This is a genomic window from Microscilla marina ATCC 23134, assembly GCF_000169175.1.
Taxonomy (GTDB): Bacteria; Bacteroidota; Bacteroidia; order Cytophagales; family Microscillaceae; genus Microscilla; species Microscilla marina.
On sequence record NZ_AAWS01000035.1, the window covers coordinates 78,668 to 99,759 of the forward strand.

22 protein-coding genes are annotated in these 21,092 nt (G+C 42.0%); 12 read left to right on the plus strand and 10 right to left on the minus strand.

The annotated features are described in order from the left end of the window. Positions 1–8: 8 nt before the first annotated feature. On the plus strand, positions 9–1,352 hold the full coding sequence (locus M23134_RS25660) for a cryptochrome/photolyase family protein (RefSeq protein WP_002701166.1): 1,344 nt from the start codon (positions 9–11) through the stop codon (positions 1,350–1,352). 8 nt (positions 1,353–1,360) lie between these two features. On the opposite strand, the gene M23134_RS25665 is transcribed toward M23134_RS25660, so the two are convergent. Then, positions 1,361–3,460, minus strand: coding sequence for a nucleotidyl transferase AbiEii/AbiGii toxin family protein (locus M23134_RS25665; protein ID WP_002701168.1), 2,100 nt, complete (start codon positions 3,458–3,460; stop codon positions 1,361–1,363). A gap of 33 nt (positions 3,461–3,493) precedes the next feature. Beyond that, the gene (locus M23134_RS25670) at positions 3,494–4,006 is read right to left on the minus strand and encodes a hypothetical protein (RefSeq protein ID WP_002701170.1); all 513 of its coding nucleotides are present in this window, start codon (positions 4,004–4,006) and stop codon (positions 3,494–3,496) included. Between the two features lie 486 nt (positions 4,007–4,492). On the opposite strand from M23134_RS25670, the gene M23134_RS25675 reads away from it, so the two are divergent. Next, complete coding sequence (locus M23134_RS25675; RefSeq protein ID WP_002701175.1) at positions 4,493–5,824, plus strand: hypothetical protein; 1,332 nt, start codon at positions 4,493–4,495, stop codon at positions 5,822–5,824. 346 nt (positions 5,825–6,170) lie between these two features. Then, complete coding sequence (locus tag M23134_RS25680; protein ID WP_045114337.1) at positions 6,171–6,620, plus strand: DUF2147 domain-containing protein; 450 nt, start codon at positions 6,171–6,173, stop codon at positions 6,618–6,620. A gap of 55 nt (positions 6,621–6,675) precedes the next feature. Here M23134_RS25680 and M23134_RS25685 read toward each other — a convergent pair whose 3' ends face one another. After that, entirely contained in the window at positions 6,676–7,182 is a 507-nt protein-coding gene (locus M23134_RS25685; protein WP_002701180.1) for a hypothetical protein, read from the minus strand. A 276-nt stretch (positions 7,183–7,458) separates the two neighbouring features. Between M23134_RS25685 and M23134_RS38895 the strand changes: the two genes are divergently transcribed. Together M23134_RS38895 and M23134_RS25690 are read left to right on the plus strand one after the other, a co-directional pair. Continuing rightward, positions 7,459–7,947 carry a PD40 domain-containing protein gene (locus M23134_RS38895; protein WP_082226693.1) on the plus strand — a complete coding sequence of 163 codons (489 nt, stop codon included), beginning with the start codon at positions 7,459–7,461 and terminating at the stop codon, positions 7,945–7,947. A gap of 17 nt (positions 7,948–7,964) precedes the next feature. Further along, positions 7,965–8,975 (plus strand): OmpA family protein, encoded by a 1,011-nt coding sequence (locus M23134_RS25690; protein ID WP_002701184.1) that lies wholly within the window; start codon positions 7,965–7,967, stop codon positions 8,973–8,975. A 278-nt stretch (positions 8,976–9,253) separates the two neighbouring features. Here the strand turns inward: M23134_RS25690 and M23134_RS25695 are convergent, their stop codons facing one another. The 4 genes from M23134_RS25695 to M23134_RS38900 form a co-directional block, all read right to left on the minus strand. Then, complete coding sequence (locus tag M23134_RS25695; RefSeq protein ID WP_002701186.1) at positions 9,254–10,273, minus strand: hypothetical protein; 1,020 nt, start codon at positions 10,271–10,273, stop codon at positions 9,254–9,256. Between the two features lie 126 nt (positions 10,274–10,399). Further along, positions 10,400–11,083 (minus strand): hypothetical protein, encoded by a 684-nt coding sequence (locus M23134_RS25700; protein ID WP_157558647.1) that lies wholly within the window; start codon positions 11,081–11,083, stop codon positions 10,400–10,402. 190 nt (positions 11,084–11,273) lie between these two features. After that, positions 11,274–12,086: a DUF5683 domain-containing protein gene (locus tag M23134_RS25705; protein ID WP_157558648.1), complete on the minus strand. Its 813-nt coding sequence runs from the start codon at positions 12,084–12,086 to the stop codon at positions 11,274–11,276. Between the two features lie 77 nt (positions 12,087–12,163). Then, the gene (locus M23134_RS38900; RefSeq protein WP_053337389.1) at positions 12,164–13,525 is read right to left on the minus strand and encodes an OmpA family protein; all 1,362 of its coding nucleotides are present in this window, start codon (positions 13,523–13,525) and stop codon (positions 12,164–12,166) included. A 325-nt stretch (positions 13,526–13,850) separates the two neighbouring features. On the opposite strand from M23134_RS38900, the gene M23134_RS41365 reads away from it, so the two are divergent. Next, positions 13,851–14,021 (plus strand): hypothetical protein, encoded by a 171-nt coding sequence (locus tag M23134_RS41365; RefSeq protein WP_002701194.1) that lies wholly within the window; start codon positions 13,851–13,853, stop codon positions 14,019–14,021. Positions 14,022–14,335: 314 nt separating this feature from the next. Further along, positions 14,336–15,130, plus strand: coding sequence for an ABC transporter substrate-binding protein (locus M23134_RS25715; RefSeq protein ID WP_002701196.1), 795 nt, complete (start codon positions 14,336–14,338; stop codon positions 15,128–15,130). Positions 15,131–15,139: 9 nt separating this feature from the next. On the opposite strand, the gene M23134_RS25720 is transcribed toward M23134_RS25715, so the two are convergent. Further along, entirely contained in the window at positions 15,140–15,910 is a 771-nt protein-coding gene (locus tag M23134_RS25720; protein WP_002701198.1) for a sulfite exporter TauE/SafE family protein, read from the minus strand. Positions 15,911–16,984: 1,074 nt separating this feature from the next. Between M23134_RS25720 and M23134_RS25725 the strand changes: the two genes are divergently transcribed. After that, a complete protein-coding gene (locus M23134_RS25725; protein WP_002701203.1) occupies positions 16,985–17,359 on the plus strand; it encodes a hypothetical protein in 375 nt (124 codons plus the stop codon). A 209-nt stretch (positions 17,360–17,568) separates the two neighbouring features. Continuing rightward, a complete protein-coding gene (locus M23134_RS25730) occupies positions 17,569–17,919 on the plus strand; it encodes a hypothetical protein (RefSeq protein WP_002701204.1) in 351 nt (116 codons plus the stop codon). A gap of 71 nt (positions 17,920–17,990) precedes the next feature. On the opposite strand, the gene cobT is transcribed toward M23134_RS25730, so the two are convergent. Both cobT and M23134_RS25740 read right to left on the minus strand, forming a co-directional pair. Next, a complete protein-coding gene (gene cobT, locus M23134_RS25735; RefSeq protein WP_002701206.1) occupies positions 17,991–19,061 on the minus strand; it encodes a nicotinate-nucleotide--dimethylbenzimidazole phosphoribosyltransferase in 1,071 nt (356 codons plus the stop codon). Between the two features lie 251 nt (positions 19,062–19,312). Next, positions 19,313–19,687, minus strand: coding sequence for a cysteine-rich CWC family protein (locus M23134_RS25740; RefSeq protein WP_198145091.1), 375 nt, complete (start codon positions 19,685–19,687; stop codon positions 19,313–19,315). A 361-nt stretch (positions 19,688–20,048) separates the two neighbouring features. Here M23134_RS25740 and M23134_RS25745 point away from each other — a divergent pair, with 361 nt between their 5' ends. The 3 genes from M23134_RS25745 to M23134_RS42860 all read left to right on the plus strand — a co-directional run. Next, positions 20,049–20,342, plus strand: a complete 294-nt coding sequence (locus M23134_RS25745) for a hypothetical protein (RefSeq protein ID WP_002701209.1) — start codon at positions 20,049–20,051, stop codon at positions 20,340–20,342. Between the two features lie 212 nt (positions 20,343–20,554). Next, positions 20,555–20,890: a leucine-rich repeat domain-containing protein gene (locus M23134_RS25750; protein WP_157558649.1), complete on the plus strand. Its 336-nt coding sequence runs from the start codon at positions 20,555–20,557 to the stop codon at positions 20,888–20,890. 107 nt (positions 20,891–20,997) lie between these two features. After that, positions 20,998–21,092, plus strand: a 95-nt coding sequence (locus M23134_RS42860) for an ACP phosphodiesterase (protein WP_002701212.1), incomplete at its 3' end; no start/stop codon positions are given.

Sequence of the window (21,092 nt, forward strand, 5' to 3'; positions counted from 1 at the left end):
TCTTCTACATGAATTCAATCACTGTTTTTTGGTTTCGCCGCGACTTAAGGTTGCACGACAATACGGGTTTATATGAAGCATTGAAAAACGAACAAAATGTACTGCCCATTTTCATTTTTGATCGCCACATTTTAGACGATCTCGAAGACAAAAAAGACCTTCGGGTTGCTTACATCTATGCTGCATTGCAGCAAATACAACAATCGCTTGCCGATGATCTCCAAAGCAGCTTAAAGGTGTACTACGACTACCCCGAACAAGTATTTGAGCAATTGACGCAAGCCGGTATAACCCTCAATGGTGAAACCTATCAGGTAAAATCGGTTTATACCAACCACGACTACGAACCTTATGCCCGGCAACGTGATGAAAAAGTGCAGCAAATACTCTCAAATTCGGGCGTTGCCTGGCATAGCTTCAAAGATCAGGTGATTTTTGAAAAGCAAGAAGTACTGACCAATGCCGACAAACCCTATACAGTGTTTACACCTTACAGCAAAAAGTGGAAGCACCACCTGACTGATGCTCACCTGCAAGAACGTTTGGTAGCATCACACGCCCAAAACCTGCTTAAGTTAAGCCCGCAACTGCCCTTGATGCCCTTAGAAAAAACAGGGTTTGTAGATATAAACAAGAGTTTTTCATCCAAAACTATCAAAAAACAGTTGGTGATTGACTACCAGCAAAACCGCGACTTTCCGGCAGTACAAGGTACCAGCCGCCTTAGCGTGCACTTGCGTTTTGGTACAGTAAGCATTCGCAAAATAGTAAAGGCTGCCCAAAAATACAGTGATACCTGGCTTAATGAGTTGATTTGGCGGGAATTTTATATGATGATTTTATACAGTTTTCCACACGTAGTTGATAAATCGTTTAAACCCGCCTACGACTGTATCCAGTGGCGCAACAACCCCGATGAGTTTAAACGTTGGTGTGAGGGAACCACTGGCTACCCTATAGTAGACGCCGGCATGCGCGAGTTGAACACGACTGGTTTTATGCATAACAGGGTGCGTATGATTACAGCGAGTTTTTTGACCAAACATTTGTTGATAGACTGGAGGTGGGGAGAGGCGTACTTTGCCAAAAAATTGCTTGACTATGACCTTTCGGCAAATAATGGAGGGTGGCAGTGGGCGGCAGGCTCGGGTTGCGATGCTGCCCCTTATTTCAGGGTATTTAACCCTTATGCCCAAACCGAAAAGTTTGACAAGCAACGCCAGTATATCAGGCAATGGGTGCCTGAGTTTGAGTTGTCGCGTTACCCTGCGCCTATTGTAGAGCACAAGTTTGCCCGACAGCGCGCCCTGGATACTTACAAAGCTGGTTTGAGCAAAGAGGCGACGGTCTAACAGCAAAGCTACCCCGCCAGTACTTTGTTTCTTATGCGTTGCAAGCGTTGCCGGGTTTGACAGTGTGCCAGTAAAATTTCGGTGACAATTTCGGCAAAATTGGTGGCTTTGCCGTGGGCTTGATAAGCGTGCCACCCTCTAAACGCTAAACTCTCTCGCAGGCTATTTTGACGACGGGCGTAGCTCAAGGCAAACAACTTGTTAGCTTCGGTGGGAGTGTGGGTAGCCTTGCCGATGGCTTTGTGTGCCCCCGTTACAAAGTCTTGCAACCATTGGATCAAGTGTTGGACGGCTGTCGCCAATGTATTTGAAAACGCTTGAATATTGGGGCGCAAGCCAGGGGCAACCCCTGCCAGCATATCGGCTATTTCACCCTTGAGGGTTGCTTGCCAAATATATATCTCGTTGCTTTCGTGTGCCACGAGTTGATGCAGTTTTTGGTACCACTTGTTTTTTACCTTATAAAACCTGTCATCCGGAAAACGTAAAATATACCCTTCGCCCCGCCGCTCTGTGGCTACTGTCTCTACAAAACGTTGCGCCTCTTCAAGATTTGCCAAAATACCTACCTGTTTGATATGGGCTACTTGGTGCCGTTGGGCAAGTGCCACCATGGTGTCAAAGTTGAGGTAATGCCCTGTTGTAGTATGGCGCACTACAGTCAATACCAGGCGGTCGTTGGGGTGGTCAAGCACTATGGGGTGTTGGCGGCTACACCACTCAAAGCAAGGAGTCCAGCCTGCCTTAAGCAGTGCTTGCACCATAGGTAGGTAGCCAGTAGTTGCCCCGTTTTTTTGTTGCCTTTCGGCGAAAGCCCCTGCCTGATCAGCAATCGTAGATAAACCCTTGCGGGTAGTCCAGCGCAAGGTTCCCTGCCATACTATAGGTGCCACCAGTGAGCCGTCTAGTTTTTCAAGCACCAGGCAAGGGTGTGTCCAGTCAATATTGGTCAGACGACTCTCTTCATTTTCGTCTATTCTAAAAAACTTGTGCAACTTGCGGTGTACCAACTCACCCCTTTTGTTGAAAATAAGTCCCCGACACTCGCGGCGGAGCGCATAAATACTGGCCACCGATGGGTGCATTGCCTGAGCTACGGGCAAAAATGAATACTTGAGCTGGTTTTTGTAGTCTACTATTTGGTAAGTATCACGTGTATATACCTGAAACTCGTCGCGTTCGGCAATGGCAGGCAATACATCCTGGAGGTGTTTGATCAGAGGGAAGCCTCGCTCGCCCAAGGCTGCAATGTGGCTGTGGGTATGCAGCAATTGTTTGAAATGTGGCTCTAGCTTCTGGCGAATGGTTTGCACCACTTCTTCCACCTTTTCGGGCAAGTCAAAGCCAGGGTGTGTTCGACAAAAGCTCCTCCATAGGCGTTGACTACCTTTACCACGGGCAAAAGTACCCTCAAAAAAACGAGCTGCCATCCCTAGAGGAGTGCCCCGCTCTACTGAAGTCTCCCGAAAAGATGCCAGGACCTGGGCAAGGTTTAGGTTGTAATGAGTAAGCAACCAATAAAAGCCAAACAAATCTTTGGGGCGCCATTTATCACGTTTGCGCTCAAACAAACCGTAAAACTTCCAACCTGCCGAAGTTTCACGGTGCACCATTTTTAGTTGTGGGAGCGCATGTGTTGCCAATACAGTAGCGTAAGCACGGGTGGTAGCAACAGGTACTACAGGGTCGGCGTAACTAATGTCTATTTGGGCGTTCAGCAAAGCATCTTGGTGGGCCACTTTTGCCTGCACAAAAATACGTAAGCCTGGGTCTTTGGCTTCAGCCCAGGTCACCTCGCTGTGCAAGCCTTTGGTTAAAAAACGAACCTCGTCGTCAGGAGCAGGCACCTGGTTTAAGATGTGCCGCCAGGCTTCTTCCATTGCCTCAACTGCCATTGGGGTTTGCACCATAAAATCAATATCGCCTGGCATCCATTTACCTGGTGCATACCAGTGCCGCGACATCATTCCTCCCCGTAGCACCAATGTTTGGCTAAACTCAGTCGTGGCTACCCGCCGAATGATCCCCTCGAACACGTGCAGTTGCAACAGCTCGGCTGGGGTATACACAGATTGTTGCGCTATTTGTTGTAGTTGTTGAATAAGCATGTGGGTGGTTTTATCTTCTTTGACCGTATAATCTTACGCAAAAAACTGCATGTCCAGTGCTTGAAACTTGTCTATTACTGGCTGAAGCATATACCACTCTTCGGGTAAGTCTGAGTGCCATTTGAGCGAGATATGACCACTGTAGTGGTGCAGGCGCAGTTCATGATAAGTACCATCACGAATGATTAATTCGGGTTTAGGCGGCAAAGGCATCGTAAAGGCAAGCCCTTGGGTGTGTTCGTTGAGTTCTCTAAAACTATCTGGTGCCAACAAACAAGTTTGGGTGGTAATGGTAGGAACAAAGTCGTGCAAATTCATTTGTCCCGAAAGGTTTGCCTGTTGAAAATTCTGAAAGTCTTTGCCACTGTCCCAAGTCATTTTTTTTATAAAAATGCCCTCAGGAGTTTGATAGACTCTGAGTGCGTACAATTGTTGGGCGTTGGGTTCGCGCAGTAGCTCTATATCGCCTGCCCTGCCCAAATGGTTAAAATAGCTTAGTACCAAACGACGAAAGCTTTCCCACTTCTCATATTTTATTGCATTCATTCCCACTTCATGTATAGTTCAACAAATTCCTCTTGTTGATTGTTATTTACTCAAGTTACGCCACGTGTACAAAGTAAATGAGACAGGTTTTTACCTTGGGGGAGCTCAGCAAAGCCAAGCAATGTGCTCGTAATAAGGGAGCAACCATTAAAATAGGCATACTTTACCGCAGCAGCGTAACATCCAGAAGTTGTTCCTATTCATTTAAAAACAACTGACAAGGTAAACCTGTTCGATATTTAAAACAAACCTGCCAGAGTAAAATTCACTTTGTTAAAGTAATGGCTCTCCAGTAACGGGCTTTGCCCAGGTATAGTTATATAAGCAGCAGCAAGTAAGAGTAACTCATTCATAATATGGCTGTTATACCTACTCATTAGGTATATTTGATTCTACCTCGGTACTTAAGCCGTCTAAGCCTGGCTATTTCTTTTATAAGTGCTAAAGATTATTTATATTAATATAACCAATCAATAACTCTACTCAATGGGGCACCTTCAAGGTTTTAAACACATTATAAAATTAATAGCCCTTTGGGTAACCTTTCCTTTAGTGGTGGAGGCACAAACCCCACCTGCCAACGATGAAGCAATAGACGAAATTTTACAACGTACCCAAAAGTTTCAGATAGAAAAATACCAGTTTCCGATAGCAGACACTGGCTATGTCAAACTTCGTATGGCGTTTGACAAGTTCGAGGCGATCAACCCCAAAGTATTGGCAAGGTTGCGTAAGCAAAAGATATTTGCCATTGACCTAGTGTACACCCAATTTCCCAAAAAACGGTCTTTTGATAAACTCAACCGCAAACGACTCGTAAACCTGCAGCAGTATTTGCCTCGCAAAATACAGGATACAGAGATAGCCTGGAGGCACTTTGGTCAAAATAGCTGCAATACCTATGCTGAAGCTTACCAGCTTTTTCACGGCTTGGTGGTTTATTTTTATCCACTCAAAGATACCATCAACGCCCCCTTTGTGGTCATTGGTGCCGACAATCCTGAGTTGGTGCTTAAGCCTGATACTTTGCCTGCTGTAGCCAAACCCAAGTATGACCTGACCAACCTGCCCTTACTCGATGCACAAAATATTGACTATAGCCACCCTCGTACGTTTTACCAAATTGCCCAGCAAAAATATCTGCCCGAAGACTCGACCGTGTTTAAGGTGTTTGAGCGTAACCGTTGGGATAGTATGCTGGTAGTGGTAGACTGGACAGGCAGTATGTACCATCATGGGGCACAGTTGCTGGTATGGATGGAGGTTTTTCACCAACAAAAAAACCGCTTAAGAAACTTTGTGTTTTTCAACGATGGAGATGGCAAAACACTGGGCGAAAAGATAATGGGGCAAACTGGAGGCTTGCATTATGCCAGTGCTCAAAGCCTGGATGTGGTGATAGATGCCATGCATAAGGCAGAAAAAAGCGGCAAAGGTGATGATACCCCCGAAAACGACATCGAAGCGCTCATTAAGGGTGTTCGAAGATTTCCTGATTGCAAGGAGGTGATTCTAATTGCCGATGCCAGCTCGCAAATACGTGACTACCCGCTCCTCAAAGAACTTGTTCGGCTTAAACGCCCAATCAGGGTGATTTTATGTGGTAAAGAGATGATGCCCGATTATATATTGTTGGCTTATTATACCAATGGTTCGCTGCATACTATAGACCAAGACGTGACCGAAATGCAAACCAAACTGCGCAACGGTGAAGAGGTAGAGGTGGGCAACACCCTGGTAAAAATCAAAAAAAAGAGGTTTCATATGAAGCTCACGTCTCCGAGGTACAAAAAAAGAAAACGTCGCAGGAAAAAGTAGCTTTATCTTCTTGTAAAATTTACTGCGATTGGGTAAAAAAAGTGTACTTATGCACCCTACATTCTACTGAATATTACATAAAAAAAACACCTTTTCACTAATTTTAAACAAAAGAACCACTCTGGAGTTTATAGTACTTTATACAGTGTTCGTAGCATTATTTAGTATTCAAGGTTTTTTGTCGGCTTATTTCTTGTAAGTAGCAGTTAAAAATTATGAATATTTTTGCATAAAAATAATTCAACGCCGTTATTGTATCAGAAAAATTATTACGTTTGACTGTTGGTCATTAAAAAACCAATTGTAAACACATTGTCTAACACACTATATTAAAACCCAGAAAAATATGAAATTAAGCGCGACATTTTTGTTAGCCGCTCTTTTTTTTGTGAGCACCCAGGCATTCTCTCAAGATGTGGTGGGAACATGGAAAACCATTGACGACGAAACAGGTAAAGCCAAATCTCATGTAAAAATATACAAAAATAAAAGCGGAGTTGTTTTTGGAAGAGTAGTAAAAATTCTTGACCCTAAAAAACGCGATGCTACTTGTAGCAAGTGTCCCGAAAAATACAATGGCTTTGGAAAAAAAGGTCAAAAAGTATTGGGAATGTTGATTTTAAAAGGATTGGCAAAAGATGATGACGAATACAATGGAGGCAACATCTTTGACCCAAATAAAGGCAAGTCTTACCGTTGTTATATTACGCTCAAAGGCAAAGACAAACTTAAGGTAAGAGGTTTTATTGGCACTCGTTATGTAGGCCGTACCCAGTATTGGTACCGGGTAAAATAATTACTTTTTATTGAAAAATTCACAAGCCGATTGGTGTTATACTAATCGGCTTTTTTTATGCTTCTTGCGCAAAAAAATGTTGAATTTTATCTAAGATTTCGTCTTTATTGCCCTCTTTATCGAGACAATCAAACAACTCGTGGAATAGTGAACAATTGATGGCTCGACCGTTTCTTATTTTTAATAAATGAGGAAACTGGGTGAAATGATCAAAATTGTGAAAGGTTTTGAGCATATGTTGACCGTTGTAGGCTGGTTGGCTGTCAATGCGCCTGCCTTGTAGGTAGAGCACTTCTACTTGGGGGGGCAAGGTGGGCAAAATTTCATGTTCGATAAATTTCTGTCCTTTTTCGCGGTTGTTATAACAAAAAAAGTCTTTACCTTCCAGACTTCTTATATAACGTTGGTAAGCATTACTGGCGCGTTGGTTGCGAATGAGGCGCAAAGTACCCCCAATAATAATGAAGGTAAACACAAAAGGGAATAAAATAATGCCTCCAGTCAGTAGTATTAATACAATGGCAACCATTACCTTCACTTTTTTCCACCTACTCATCAACATTTGCTTACTGTTTTGTTTCAGAAGGCAAGTTTAGCAAAGTCCGTTGTTAGATCAAACGATATGGGCTAGTTTGATGACGATTTCTAGGCATAACCTCGATATAATTGTACTTTTCTTTTGTTGGGCATAATGTTGTGTCTTTCATAAGCATAGGCTGTGCTTCGTAGCTACTGGCAGCAGTGTTTTTTGGGGTTGCCCTTTTTTAAAGGTGAATTGGAGAGTTGGCTTTATGACCTGAACACCCTATCTTCACCCAAAATTTTAAAGCTAACAACAATGAAAAAGCTATTATGTATCTTATGGGGGGTGATGGCGTGCCTGCCCACACTTGCCCAAAATGAGGGCATTAATTATCTGAAAAACATCGAGTATTACAAGGCTGAAGATTTGGGAGGAAACGTCAACTCAAAAAGCGATGAGTCTTATCCGGTGATTTCGCCCGATGGTAAGATTTTGTACTTTACCCGTGAAGGGCACCCAGGAAACATAGAATACAAATACGACAAGCGCGATCAGGACATTTGGTACGCTACTATGGCAGCAGGCGGAATTTGGTCGTTGGCAAAAAACCTAGGCAAGCCCGTGAACGAAGGCTACCGAAGCTTGGTCAATGCACCTAACAATAATACCCTCATTGTTTGGGGGGCACCCAAAGGGTATACCGGAGTAAAGGTGTCAAAACGCACTTCAGATGGCTGGACAACTCCCGAAAATTTTTATCGACACAAGACAAGAAAAAATGCCAAAGGAGAAAATATTTTGTAGGCAACGACCTTCAGACAATGCTGATTTCGCGCAAGGGAGATATTTTTGTCTTGTTTAAAGCACTCGATGGTTCCTGGAGTGAACCTAAGTCTTTGGGAGCCACCATCAATACCAAAGCTATTGAGTCTATAGCTTTTTTGGCACCCGACAATGTCACCCTTTATTTTGCGTCTGTGGGCCATCCGGGTTTTGGAGGCAGTGATTTGTACTTGAGTCGTCGACTTGACGATAGCTGGCAGAAATGGTCTACCCCGCTAAACCTGGGACCCTCCATCAACACTCAAGAGAGCGAAAGTGGTTTGTATTTGCCCGCTTCGGGCGAATATGCTTATTTTCACCGCGAAAGCCGTCGTCGAAACCGAGAAATTTTTAGGGTAAAACTGCACGAAAAGTTGCGACCAACCCCTGTAGTATTGATCACCGGAAGAGTGCTTGATGCCAAAACAAAAAAGCCTATAGGCACCGCTATTTCTTACCGCCACCTTGCCAAAAATATCGAGGTAGGGGTGTCATCGTCTGACCCAAAAAACGGCAACTATGAAGTAACACTACCCGCCAGGCATAAGTATGGATATTTTGCTACCAAAAAAGGGTATTACCCCATTAGTGAAAACATAGACCTTACTGGACTTAAAAACTACAAAGAAATAAAGGTAGATTTGTTTGTGACACCTATAGAAAAGGGGGTGAAGATTTTGTTGAATAATTTATTTTTTGGGGTATCGAGTTCCAAAATAGAAAGCACTTCGTTCGACGAGCTTGACCGCCTGGTACGTACTTTAAACGAATACCCAAAAATGGTGGTTCAGCTCAATGGGCATACCGACAACCAGGGAGGGGCTACCCGCAACCAGCTTTTGTCGCAGCATCGGGCACGTAGTGTACGCAACTACCTGGCAAACAAGGGCATTGCCCGCCACCGAGTCAAAGTAAAAGGATTTGGTGCAAGCCAACCTATTGCCGATAACAACACCCTAAAGGGGAGGATAAGAAACCGTAGGGTAGAGTTTGAAGTGTTGGAGTTTTAGATAACCATTGATCAGTGGTCAATGAGTACAAAGGGAGTGTTCAAAAAATGGCGCTTGCCAGTCATTTGGTTTTGTGACAAACTACAGGCGAATGAACACTCCTAAAAAAAACAAGTAATTACTCAAATTACGCAGATTTACTTTGTCGTTTTAATTTCTACTGTGATACGGTTATATTGCTACATTAGTGATGCAACGCATCGCGTAACTATCAAACAATAAAGCCATAGAACAATATAAATAAGCAGACTTAGAACTTACTGCGTAACATCAGGTAACTATTCTACCGATGCCAGCAATACTTCAAATACTTTTTTATAAACAACAAGACGGGCACGGCTAATGTCTATCCTCAGCACAATCATTCGGGCTTTTTCTGTTTGGTTGCCAAAGTAGCCAAAAGCCTGGTATATGTTTTTGTTTTTACTTATCAAGTTGCGTTCTTGCCCCCGCTGACCAGTATAACCAAAATACATGTTGTTATAAGTGAGCAGGTTATTAAAACTCGATTCCATATTATAGCCATTTCGGTAAATATAAGGTTGCCCTTTGATGCCTTCGTGCCAATCTCTTATTTCGTATATACCGTTTTTGTAGTCGAGCACATAGTCTAATATGCTCACGTGTTGAGGGGCAAAAACAAATTCCTGGCGTTGTTTCCAATAATACTGCACCAGCATATCGCCTCGTTTGGCAAGGTCTACATCTATAGGAATAAAACCCAAATCATTGGTTTTGCTTACTAAGCGCTCTACATTGATATATTGAGGGATTTTTTGCGAAAGGTTGGCTTTTACTTTCTTGCCTGGTGTTTTTGCCTGTAGCTTTTGTTTTTCTATTTCCAGGGTTTTTTTCAGCAGGTGTACTTTGCCATAAGCCAGCTCACGCAAATTGCCTACCCCAGTGCCTGCCATTACCTGGCACCATCCGTTTACACAAGTGTTGCTTTCGTCATTTTTGCCATTGTAGCCGTAGTTATGGTAAATGTTTTTTCCTTCCATTTTTCGGGCAACCAACCACACTCTGTACTGGTAATACTTATCGCGCAAAGCATGGAGTTGTTTGATCAGGGTATCTTTTTCAAGTTTTTCTTTGGCAAAAAAAGTGTTTTTATAAGCCACCAGTCTTTGTTTGAGGGTAGTAATACTTGTGTTGAGTTTTTTCGATACAGTTTGAATAATTTGTTTTGCAATGGGGTAATTGATAGAGTAAGCAGGATCATTATTGGCGTAAGTTTTCTGTAAAGCCGCACTGCCAAATATCAGAGAAAACACCCCTAAAATGAAAAACCTTTTCATAATTTATTATGCCTGTTATTTTAATAATAGATGGATTAAAAACATTTACTCCCGCTAAAGTTGTGCCATCCTATATACGTTTTATATGACAAGACAAGGTGGCACCAACGAATTGTTGTTTACCAGTTATTTTTCGGGGAGAGTGATAAACGAGCCATTCTGTCCATACAAGGTGTCTTTTTGTGTAATAATGTATGTACGTACATTATATTCGGTTTCCCTGTTTAAGTAACCCATATTACTTATAAAATCAAGGCTGTCAGATTTGGCTCCCAACTTTGTAACGCTGTCAGCAATGGTGGGGTTTTCGTTGATTGACCAACAGTGCCCGTGCTCTATAACGGTATTTGTAGGTACAAGATCTAGTTTACCTATTGCTTGAGCACTGGTGTCTTTTACAATCACTATAAAAGTAGTGACTCTGGGGACGGTAAACTTATAGTTTTCTCCATAAATAAAGCCGTTTTCGTTGTCATAAGTATACCCCCTCACAAAATAAGTAGTGCCAGGTTGGAGCGGGGCAAGGCTACTGGTATAATTGCTCGCTTTGCGTTTTTCGCCCAGTTCGGTAAACTGTTTACCTTCTCCTACTACAGGGTTGATGATGGTGTCCCAGCAATGCCCGTGTTGCTTTACCCTACTACTATTGCGGTTGCTTACATCGCGTAACGTACCTGTAATGGTGGCCTTGGTATAGTCCAGGCTATCGGTGGTTCCGGTAGCCACAAAGCTTTTTCGTTCCAGTTGCACCAGGTCACAGGCAGAAAGTGCCATCAGGCAAAAAAACATATAAAGTCCAGTTTTTGTCATTGTAAGTGCCAAATCAAAATTAAAAGTGTAGTTGGTTTCTTATTAAAGCAAGCATCCCGATCCCGACAAATTGCAGATGGCTATTATGCTCCGGCAAGGGAATCGCCCCTCCTACATTTGTAACCGAAAACATGCCAAGATTTTAGCTAATTCGTAATTACTTATCCTGGCGTCACCATCAAACCATTGTTTAAAACTTCCACAAAAAACCTATGGAAGAAGAGTTAAGTACGGGGTTATACCCTAGGCTGATCACCTTTTGTTGCCTTCTTTGCAGGTTTCGTCTGATAATTCTTTTCTTTCGTCTTTTGTTATGTCCTCCTCTTATGGCCACTTTTACTATGTCGTAAGCCCACAAACCCGCCGCCAACACCGCTGCTGTAGTAGCAAGCAGGTTTTGCCGATTGGCTCGCTTATACAAATCCTGGGTTTCGCTTAAGGTGGTTGCTTCCAGGTATTTTTGGTAGTTGTTGTTCGACAACTGCTTTAAATACAAACTACCTGCAATAAGCCCATAAGTACCTGCTGCAGTAAGTATCCAGCGCCATTTCCATTTTTTACGGGGTTTCTTTACATACACATTGCCCCAACCCGGCAACAACGCTGAACGCAAGGCATTGATTGGACCACCCAAAAAAGGTTCATACGAAGCGTCTACCTTAAACTCTACGTTTTGCCCGTCAAACCCATTGCCTTCGGCCAGGTAATACCAATATATTTTTTGGTCTTTTCCGGCAATCAACTCATTGCCTACATCACCTTTTACTTGGGTAAGAGGCCCTATAAAAGTAGCACCACCATCTTGAGTATACGTCAGCTGAATGTTATAAGTAGCCAGATAGTCACCCAGTTTGGCGTTGGTTTCTACTATGCTATAGCCAATCATAATACGGTTGCTGTCTTTTTGCAATACCGGATTGAGCTGTTGGAAATCTATCTGGGCGTTGGCTATGCCAGCAAAAAGCCCCACAATCATTACTGACCTTATTAGAAGTTTTATCATAAAATACCCCTTAGCAAATGGTTTAATATTGTTTGTTTTAAGTCACGACTTTTCGTGATACTACTGTATTTGTGGGTCTATTGTGTCGAGCGAATTACCCGCAACTCTACCCGTCGGTTTTTAGCCTTGTTCTTTTTGCTGGTATTGGGCACCAGAGGGCGGTCTTCGCCAAACCCCTTGGTGACCAATCTGTTTTGGTCAATTTTCTTTTCTTTGAGATAGTCTGCCACACTTTTGGCGCGTCGGTTCGACAGTTTCAGGTTTTTTGCCTTACTTCCTACATTATCGGTGTGGGCTTCTATGCTCAACTTTACCTTTGGATTAGTCTGCAGCATTTTTACTACCCGGTTGAGCTCTATAAAAGAAGAGTCTTTGAGTGCTGCCGAGTTAAAGTCAAAATAAATATCGTTCAGGGCAATTTTAGCCCCGGTTTTTAACTTGGTCAATTTTACCATTACATTTTTTGAAGCACCCTTCGGCTGAACTTTTATTGTTTGGGTATGGAAAAAGTAGTTTTTCGAGGCGTTCACTTCCATATCGTATTCATCGCCTTCACGTAGTTTCACCTGAATAGCCCTGCCCGAACCCGTTGTTGGATGGATAATAATTTGTTCATTGCGGTTTTTGTTGGTAAAAATAGCCCCTGCTTTTATATTTTCATCTGTTTCTAAATCTTGCACATTCAACGACACCGTCTTTCCCCCCTTTACTGCCAGCAAGCTAGCATCTTTTAGGCTTGCCTTATCTTTAAATTGGCGTACTGTATATATATTATAACCTTGCACTTTTTGGGCGGTTATCAATAAATTGGTTCCTTTACTTTTGTTGATTTTTCCTTTATAAATCGCCAGGTTATTGCCATCTTTTATCTCTACATCGTAATCGTCTTTCTCGCGGATACCTACCTTGTATACACCATCTTTGTTTCGGTCTTTGTTGTTCAGCGTAATTTGCTCATTTCGGTTTTTGTTGTTCAGTACTACATTTACTGGCACATCGTTTCCTGTTTCTACATCGCTTACTTTTAGCCCAAAAGCCACTCTTTGGGGGCGCATCAATACCTGCTGGTTGTCTTTATAGTTAACCTTTTTGCCTGTAAGGTCATAAACAAGGGTAGTATCGGCATAGTCGGCAAGGCTAAGCTTAATTTGGTACTTTTTATAAATAGGCAGGTTTAGGCTGAGCTGGTCTTTTGTAAAACTACCCGGAAATTCACTCAATACTTGCTTGGTAGAGTCGTTGAGCACCTGTACCCGGGGGCGTAAAGACTTTTGGGGGTTTTCAGCGTCTTTTGCTGTCAGTGTGAGCGTAACAGTGGCTACATCGAAGTTGGCTTTTTTGGTTTTGGGCGTGTTTATCTTGATTTGGGCATGGCTCTCAAATCCTATAAAAAGAATGAGTAATAAAACAGTAAAATATCCAGGTAGAGGTCTTTTCATTGCTTGTTGTTTTAGCACTTGGGCAAAGTTTATAGAAAAAATAAAGCTCTTAGTCACGCTAAAAAACGTATAAGTTGATGTATAAAATAATAACTGGGAGATAAAGTAATGAAATTTCAGGCAAAATGCCGTTTTTTGGAGTGGCAAATCTACCTCACCTTATTGATTAAATTGCCTAAATTCTTTGAATACTAGGTATAAAAATGTAACTTGCATTACATAATACTCGTTATGCATATTACGAGAATCAAGGTAAAACTTGCACAAAACGTTAAATTTTCGTTTATTTATTATATCATTCGCAGAAACAAAATCTATATAAGACATGAATAAAACAACAAAACTTGTTTTTTTTGTAGTACTAATTGTAGTCGGTTTGGTTGCGTTTAAGTTCCTTGCTGGAATGCTACGCAATATTCTGTTTATAGCAGTTGCCGCCGTTTTAGCAATTGGTGCGTACCGTTTCGTATTTGGCTCAAAAGCAGGAAAAAAATAAACACTCACCCGTTCAATTGGGAAAATGTATCGAGGCATACTCTGTATTCAGGGTGTGCTTTTTTTATGTCCAATATACTAGGATTAAAGTGATTACCTGCGGTGAGCTCGTCACAGCAAGCTGCCCCGATGAATCGGGATTTATAAATAGACTCGGTTTTAGGATTTACAGGATTAGCTGAAGCAGAACTCAGCACAGCAAGCTGTAGCTTCGGTTGATTAATGTTGGTATTCAGACAATTAGTCAAAATCTATCCTCAAAACCATTTTTGTTTAAGTATATTATACCTTTGCCGTTCAACAACTCTTATAATTATGCCTGTATTTACTGATCAAATGCAACGTAAGGTAACCATTGCTGACTCGCCTCAGCGCATTGTGTCTTTGGTGCCCTCGCAAACCGAACTTTTGTTTGACTTAGGGTTGCAAGACCAAATAGTAGGCATCACTAAGTTTTGCGTGCATCCCAAGGCTTTATGTGCTGCTAAAACCCACATAGGAGGTACCAAAAACTTTCACTTTGACCGCATAGAGGCACTCAAGCCCGACCTGATCATTGGCAACAAAGAAGAAAACTACCAGGAAGGCATTGACACCTTGGCAAAAAAATACCCGGTATGGATGAGCGACATCTTTACCCTGAATGATGCTTTGCAGATGATGCAGCAATTGAGCGAAATCACCCAGACCAGCCCACGGGCTCAGGTGCTCATACAACAGATAAAAGACCAATTTGAGGCATTTGTACTGCCCGATCAGGCATTTTCTGCCAAGGTTGCTTACTTTATTTGGCGCAAGCCCTATATGGTGGCTGGCAGCCAAAATTTTATCGACGAAATGATAAAACACTGTGGTTGGCAAAATGTATTTGCTCACCAGCCCCGTTATCCAGTGGTAAACCCTGAACAACTGGCGGCACAATCGCCCGATATTATTTTGTTATCGTCTGAACCTTACCCTTTTAAGCAAAAACACCTGGAAGAGTTTAAACAGATTTGCCCTCAGGCTAAAGTCCTGTTGGTAGATGGAGAGCTTTTTTCGTGGTATGGTAGTCGGTTGCGTTTGGCTCCTGCTTATTTTGGGCAATTGCTAAACGAGGTGGTCGTTTGATAAGCTTGCCTACTTCAATAGTATCACAATGGCGCCTATGCCAGTGAGTATAAGAATAAGTTTACGGTAATAGCGTTCGTTTATTTTTCTGACCAGGCGTACCCCTGTCAACAAGCCCAGCAAAACCAGGGGTACCAAACGCACATCAAGGCTTGCAGTATCTAAGTTGATGGTTTGCCAGGCAAAAATATGAAAAGGTAGCTTGAACAGGTTGATAAGTAAAAATAGCCAGGCAGCCGTGCCTATAAAATTATTTTTGGGTAAACGCATGGCCAGAAAAAACAAGTTGGTAAATGCCCCGGCAAGGTTGCCTATCATAGTAGTAAAGCCAGCCATGAGCCCCATCATGATGGCAAACCACCAATGATCGGGTACTTGTTTGTTTTTTTGCCGATCCCACCAATACATCATGGCTACAGTGGCAAGTATAATGGCTGCCATCATTTGCTTGAATACCCTTTCGGGTAAATCTTTGCCTACCCAGGCACCTACCACTACGCCCAGCATCATGGCGGGCAACAAACGCTTAAGGTGATGCCATTCGGTGTAGCGGTGGTAGTAGATAACGGCAAACACGTCGCCTACCAACAGCAAAGGCAGTATAATGCCAGTAGATGCTTTGCCCCCAAAAACCATTGCCATAAGGGTAACTACCATAATAGAAATGCCTTTGATACCTGCTTTAGACACACCTATGATAAAGCCAGCAAGCCCAGCAAGTACCCACGAAAGCCAGCTGAGCTGGAGCGAAGAGGATAAGTCGAATATAAATAAAGCCATATATGCGCAAAACTATGCATTGCAGTGTCCAGGTGCAAGCGTTGAGGGTGGGCATTAGTCAAAAAAAATGGGTATGCTCTTAAGCTTTAAGCGACAAGTTAGGCTAGTGCATTAGGGATTAAATAATATGTGAGTAACTTAGTCCCTGATGCACTAGTGTATGCCTTTCAGTTAGGCTGTTCAAAATTAGTGACTGACCTTTCGCAGGTCAAAAATTTGTTTTCTGTGAAAAAATACCACTCAGCAAAATATGCTCATAAAAAGCAATGATTCGAGTATCTGTGAGCCATTACTTTTTTCTACAGGTAAAAAAGTAATCAAAAACCCCGCAGCTGTAATTTGTTTCGCCTAAATCTGTTGCACTACGCCGAAACAGCTCAAACTCGCCTGTGGCTCAAACAGTGATCTGTTTTTACGGCTTCGTTTCACAGATTCTTAACGGCAACAAACTAAGGCTGAATCCAGCTGACGCAACCTTAGTCCTATACTGTATTTTTTTGCTTAAAAACAAAAATACGTACTGCGAAAGGTCAGTTAGTGAATTTCTTCCCCAAGAAAACATTCAAAATCTATAAAAACCACTACATTCGGCTTATTCCATACCTGTCAGGTATTTGTCCGTATTTTAGCTGGAAAAAGTTGTTTTTAAGGAGACAACAAGAAAAATGTGTACCTTAATAGTATAGCAAAAAAAGACTTCCCTTAGTCCTTCAAAAACGTGGGGCATTTTTTTTAATGCTGAACACCCTACCTGGCAGGTATAAAATTTGGGTTTTACACCTTGCTCTAAAAGCTTTTACAGGACTTTATAGCTCGTTGATTGTGAGCGATTTATAAAATTGGCAGAAGGGATATTTCGCACTTACCACATATTTATGAGTCAAATTTGAACAACCTGCCTGACAAAGGGTTACTTAAGCCGGGAGTTTTTGGGCGAAAAAACTGAGCTCCGCTCAAAAACAGTGAGACTACCCAAAAACCATTTGCACTTGACTTGTGTGTGAGGTGGGGCAAAAGTGGGTTTTATAAAGAAACCCTGCTGTTCAATCATATATATTCGTTATTTTTGCATTTATGAGAAAAGCGATTTACTATGTACTATTTTTAGGGTTGATAAATGTCTTATTTAGTTGCAAATCGGCTCCTGAGATAGAGGGTTTTGATGCCAAAAAATGGAAAGGTGACCCCAATGCCTGTAAAAATTACCGGGCAGCTTTATTACCCGCATTGGAAAAAAACAAAGATAAACTGGTCAAAGTAGAAGCGGGGCAACTTATGCAATTGCTGGGTCGTCCGGATAAAAATGAGTTGTATCGCAGAAATCAACGTTTTTATGTCTATTTTATAGATGCAGGCAGCCAGTGCAAAGGCAACAATGGCAGTTTGGGCAGAACATTGCGGGTACGTATAGATGCTTTGCAGAGAGTATCTGAGGTGGTAGTAAATTAGACTTATCACATACACAAGACGTTTTGTCAGCGCTACCTTTTCTGGTAGCAAATTTGCCGAAAAGCACTTGTCTACATTCAGGTTTTTATAGGTGGGTAGGCTGTATACAACCAGGGGTACACATTAAACGTTGTAGTTAACCAAAAGTAGTTGGAGGTTTACAATCAGCAATATTATTAAAGCACGTTTTTAAAACACACTATTTCACTATGAGTTATTTATTACAAGGCATTGGTATTGGCGTCGGTTTTATACTGGGTATCGTATTGGTGGCTATTATCATTGTTATTTTGGCACGGTTATTCAAACGAGGATCAAGCTATCAGGAGTTTACCCCTGAGTTATTTGAGCAATACCGCGACGAAATATTGATGGAAGAAAACTTTGAGGAAGCCAATGTGGTTTCTCAGATCATTGACGACCTCCGAAACCATGAATACCCCAAAAAGTTGCTCAAAGAATATACGGTGAAGAAAGACGTTGATTTTATCATTAAATCTCAAGGAGAAAGTGGCGAGATCATTTCTTTTAAAGAAAAACTAAAAATTGTAAGGAAGTAGGACATAAGTATTAAGCGACAAGTATTTGTTGAATAGCAAAAACCTGTCGCTTTTTTCTTTTAGCCCTTTCGCTAACTCTGGCTTACACCTGCACTCTCAAACGACGCCATTTGACTGACAAACTGTACGGCAGACTGCAGCAGGGGATAAGCCACTGCACACCCAGTGCCTTCGCCCAGACGCATTTGTAGGTTGAGCAAGGGAGTAGCCTTCATAAACTCAAGCATTTTGGCGTGCCCCTGTTCGTCTGACTGATGACAAAACACACAATACTCTAGCACTTGAGGGTGCAATGCCTGTGCTACCAATAATGCCGACGAAGCAATGAAACCATCTACCATCACGACCATTTTGTGTTCGGCAGCCTGCAAAAATGCCCCTACCATTTGAGCTATTTCAAAGCCCCCAAAGGTGCTCAATACCCACAAAAAATGAGCTGCTCCTGCCTCGTAGGTAGTATCTACATCTTCGAGATGGTCGGCGTGGTGCTCAAGTGCTTCCTGCAAAATATGAAGCTTTTTCTGTATTCCTTCGTTGTCAAGTCCGGTACCTTTGCCCACACATACCTCTAGGTCAATTTTGGTAATGACGTGCATCAATGCTGCGGCTGGTGTAGTGTTGCCAATGCCCATTTCACCAAAGCCTATTACATTGCAACCAGTTTGGTGTACTTCAGTCACTACCTTTGCCCCTTGGCTGATCGCTTGTACACACTGTTCCAGGGTCATGGCAGGGCTTGCTAAAAAACTTTCGGTACCTTCGGCTATTTTTTGGTCAAGCAATTGGGGGTGTGCTTCAAACTGCCCTTTTACTCCAGCATCTATTACTTTGAGTGCTATGCCGTGTTGCTGACAAAACACGTTGATGGCAGCCCCACCCGACAAAAAGTTGAGCACCATCTGATAGGTCACTTCTTGTGGGTATTTGCTTACCCCTTCGTTGGCTATGCCATGGTCAGCGGCAAACACCAATACATGTGGTTTTTGCAGTTGAGGTTCGAGGGTGTTTTGAATAGCAGCTATTTGACGGGCAGTGTCTTCTAGTTGCCCCAAGGCGCCTACTGGCTTGGTTTTAAAGTCTATTTTATGTTGTATTTCTTTCAACACCTCAGTATTTACTGAGCAAATGTTAAACTCCTTCATGTAGTTTTATACTCTAGTTTCGCAGACAAATATAGTAGATTCACCTCAATTTAGGTGGCTTGAATATATGCGCTGTTTTATTTTCAATACTCTGTTGTAATTTTATGTAAAATAAAGTGTTGATTATCAGTAGTTTAACTACCTTGCTTCTATTTGTTTGAGCATTTGTATGGAGTTAAGCAGGATGCACCTAGCGCCCAGTTCCTGGAACCCTGTCATTGCTGTGGACGATTGATTTTATCCTACCTACCTTAACCACTTTTGGTTTCAATGGCTCTGAAACCATAAGCACAATGCATACAATTGGGTTGGTGGCAGCACTGCCCCTGTTGCAAGTGGTACAGCTCGGTATACACTACCTGGTTGTTTTTTTTATAATAATGTAGTCCCTCTACCAATACTTCGCCTTGCTGGGGCAGGGGGTGGCTTTGGGCAAAAGTGAGCATCTTGTCAATTTCGGCAAGGCAGTTTTTACAAAGGCAGTCATAGTAAGCGTTGGCGAGAAACTCATTGGTTCGAGCTTGTACTTGTACTTCATAGCATTGGCAATTGACTACATCACCTACTTTGCATTCAAACCCTGCTCCACACCGAGGGCATTGTTTCTGTTCGTGTTTTAGTTGCATAGGCATTTTTGCCAACAAGTTACACTTTAATTGGTAGCCAATAATGAGTATAAGAATTTTTTTTTAGCGTATTTTTAGAACAGTTGTTCAAGGGAGTTTTTATGATAAGCTTTAAGCATACCCTTAGTAATGAAGGGGGAGACACAACAGTTTACTGATTATCAAGGCTTACTTTCTGGCAAACTTGTGAGTGTTTTGAAGTATAAAAAAAGCGGTTAATTATACATAATTGGTTGAGGTTGAAGTAGCTTATATTTTAGCGTGATTATTTGCCCCAGCTTATGAGAGCATTTTGTTGTATACAACAAATCATTGTTACTTTGCGTAAGAGGTGGGGGTACTTGCAAAATATAATAAACAGATGAGGCAACAAGACTTAGAAACACATCAAAAAATTACACGGTTGTTTGACAGTGGCGATGAAACAAATATAGCCCTTGCCTGTGAGTTGATCAAAGGTTGTGGAATGCCACCTGTCATTGTTCAAAAACTAAAAAATAACCCTGAAGGGAGTTTGTATTTTTTTACGAATTATGGTTTGGTACAGCATTTTGCCCAAAGCAAGACTTTAGACCTAAGCAGGTTAGGATTGGCTGTTTTGCCGCCAGCTTTCACCACACTTAGGAATGGTGAGAAATTAAATTGCTATTCTTGAGGTAGAGGTTTTGTTTTGAGACGAGGCTATTTTTTGCGCCCATAGCAGCGCTACGGGCAAAAACCGATGGCTACAGCTACGCTGTGCCGAGCTCTGCCAAAGGCTAAAAATAACGAAGTATCAAGGCGAAAAATCACCTCTCAGAGTGTAAATTTATTTTTGAACAATTCCTAAGCCAACTAGAGCATCTCAATCTGGCGTTTAATCAGTTGGTGGGGTTACCAGAAACACTCGAACAATTAAACCAACGCAAGGTATTATTGTTACACTATAACAAGTTGGCCACTTTACCAATATTTTTAGGGGCTTTTCGGCAACTCGAAGAGCTCACGCTTTGCTTTAATCATTTGACCAACTTGCCAGCAAGCATTGCCCAACTCAACAGCTTGAGGGTGTTGCACTTGCATCACAACCAACTTAGTCAATTACCACTTGAGTTGAATAGTTTGCCTCAGTTAGAAAAAATCACTTTATGGGGCAATGCTTTTAGTTTAAAAAACCAAGCCTTGTTGTCTGAAGTATTCGACCGGGTAGCGTTGGTGTTTTAAGTGCGTTTATCCTCTAAATATGGGGTACGCTACAACCCTTGCTACTATATTCAAGTTTATAACATAGAACAAGCATATACTTATTAGCAAACTTTAAACACTTTATTTTGAACTTTTTAGCACATACATTTTTATCGGGTAAGTCAGAGGAAATACTTATAGGAAACTTTATTGCAGATTTTTTAAAAGGAAATCAATTTGA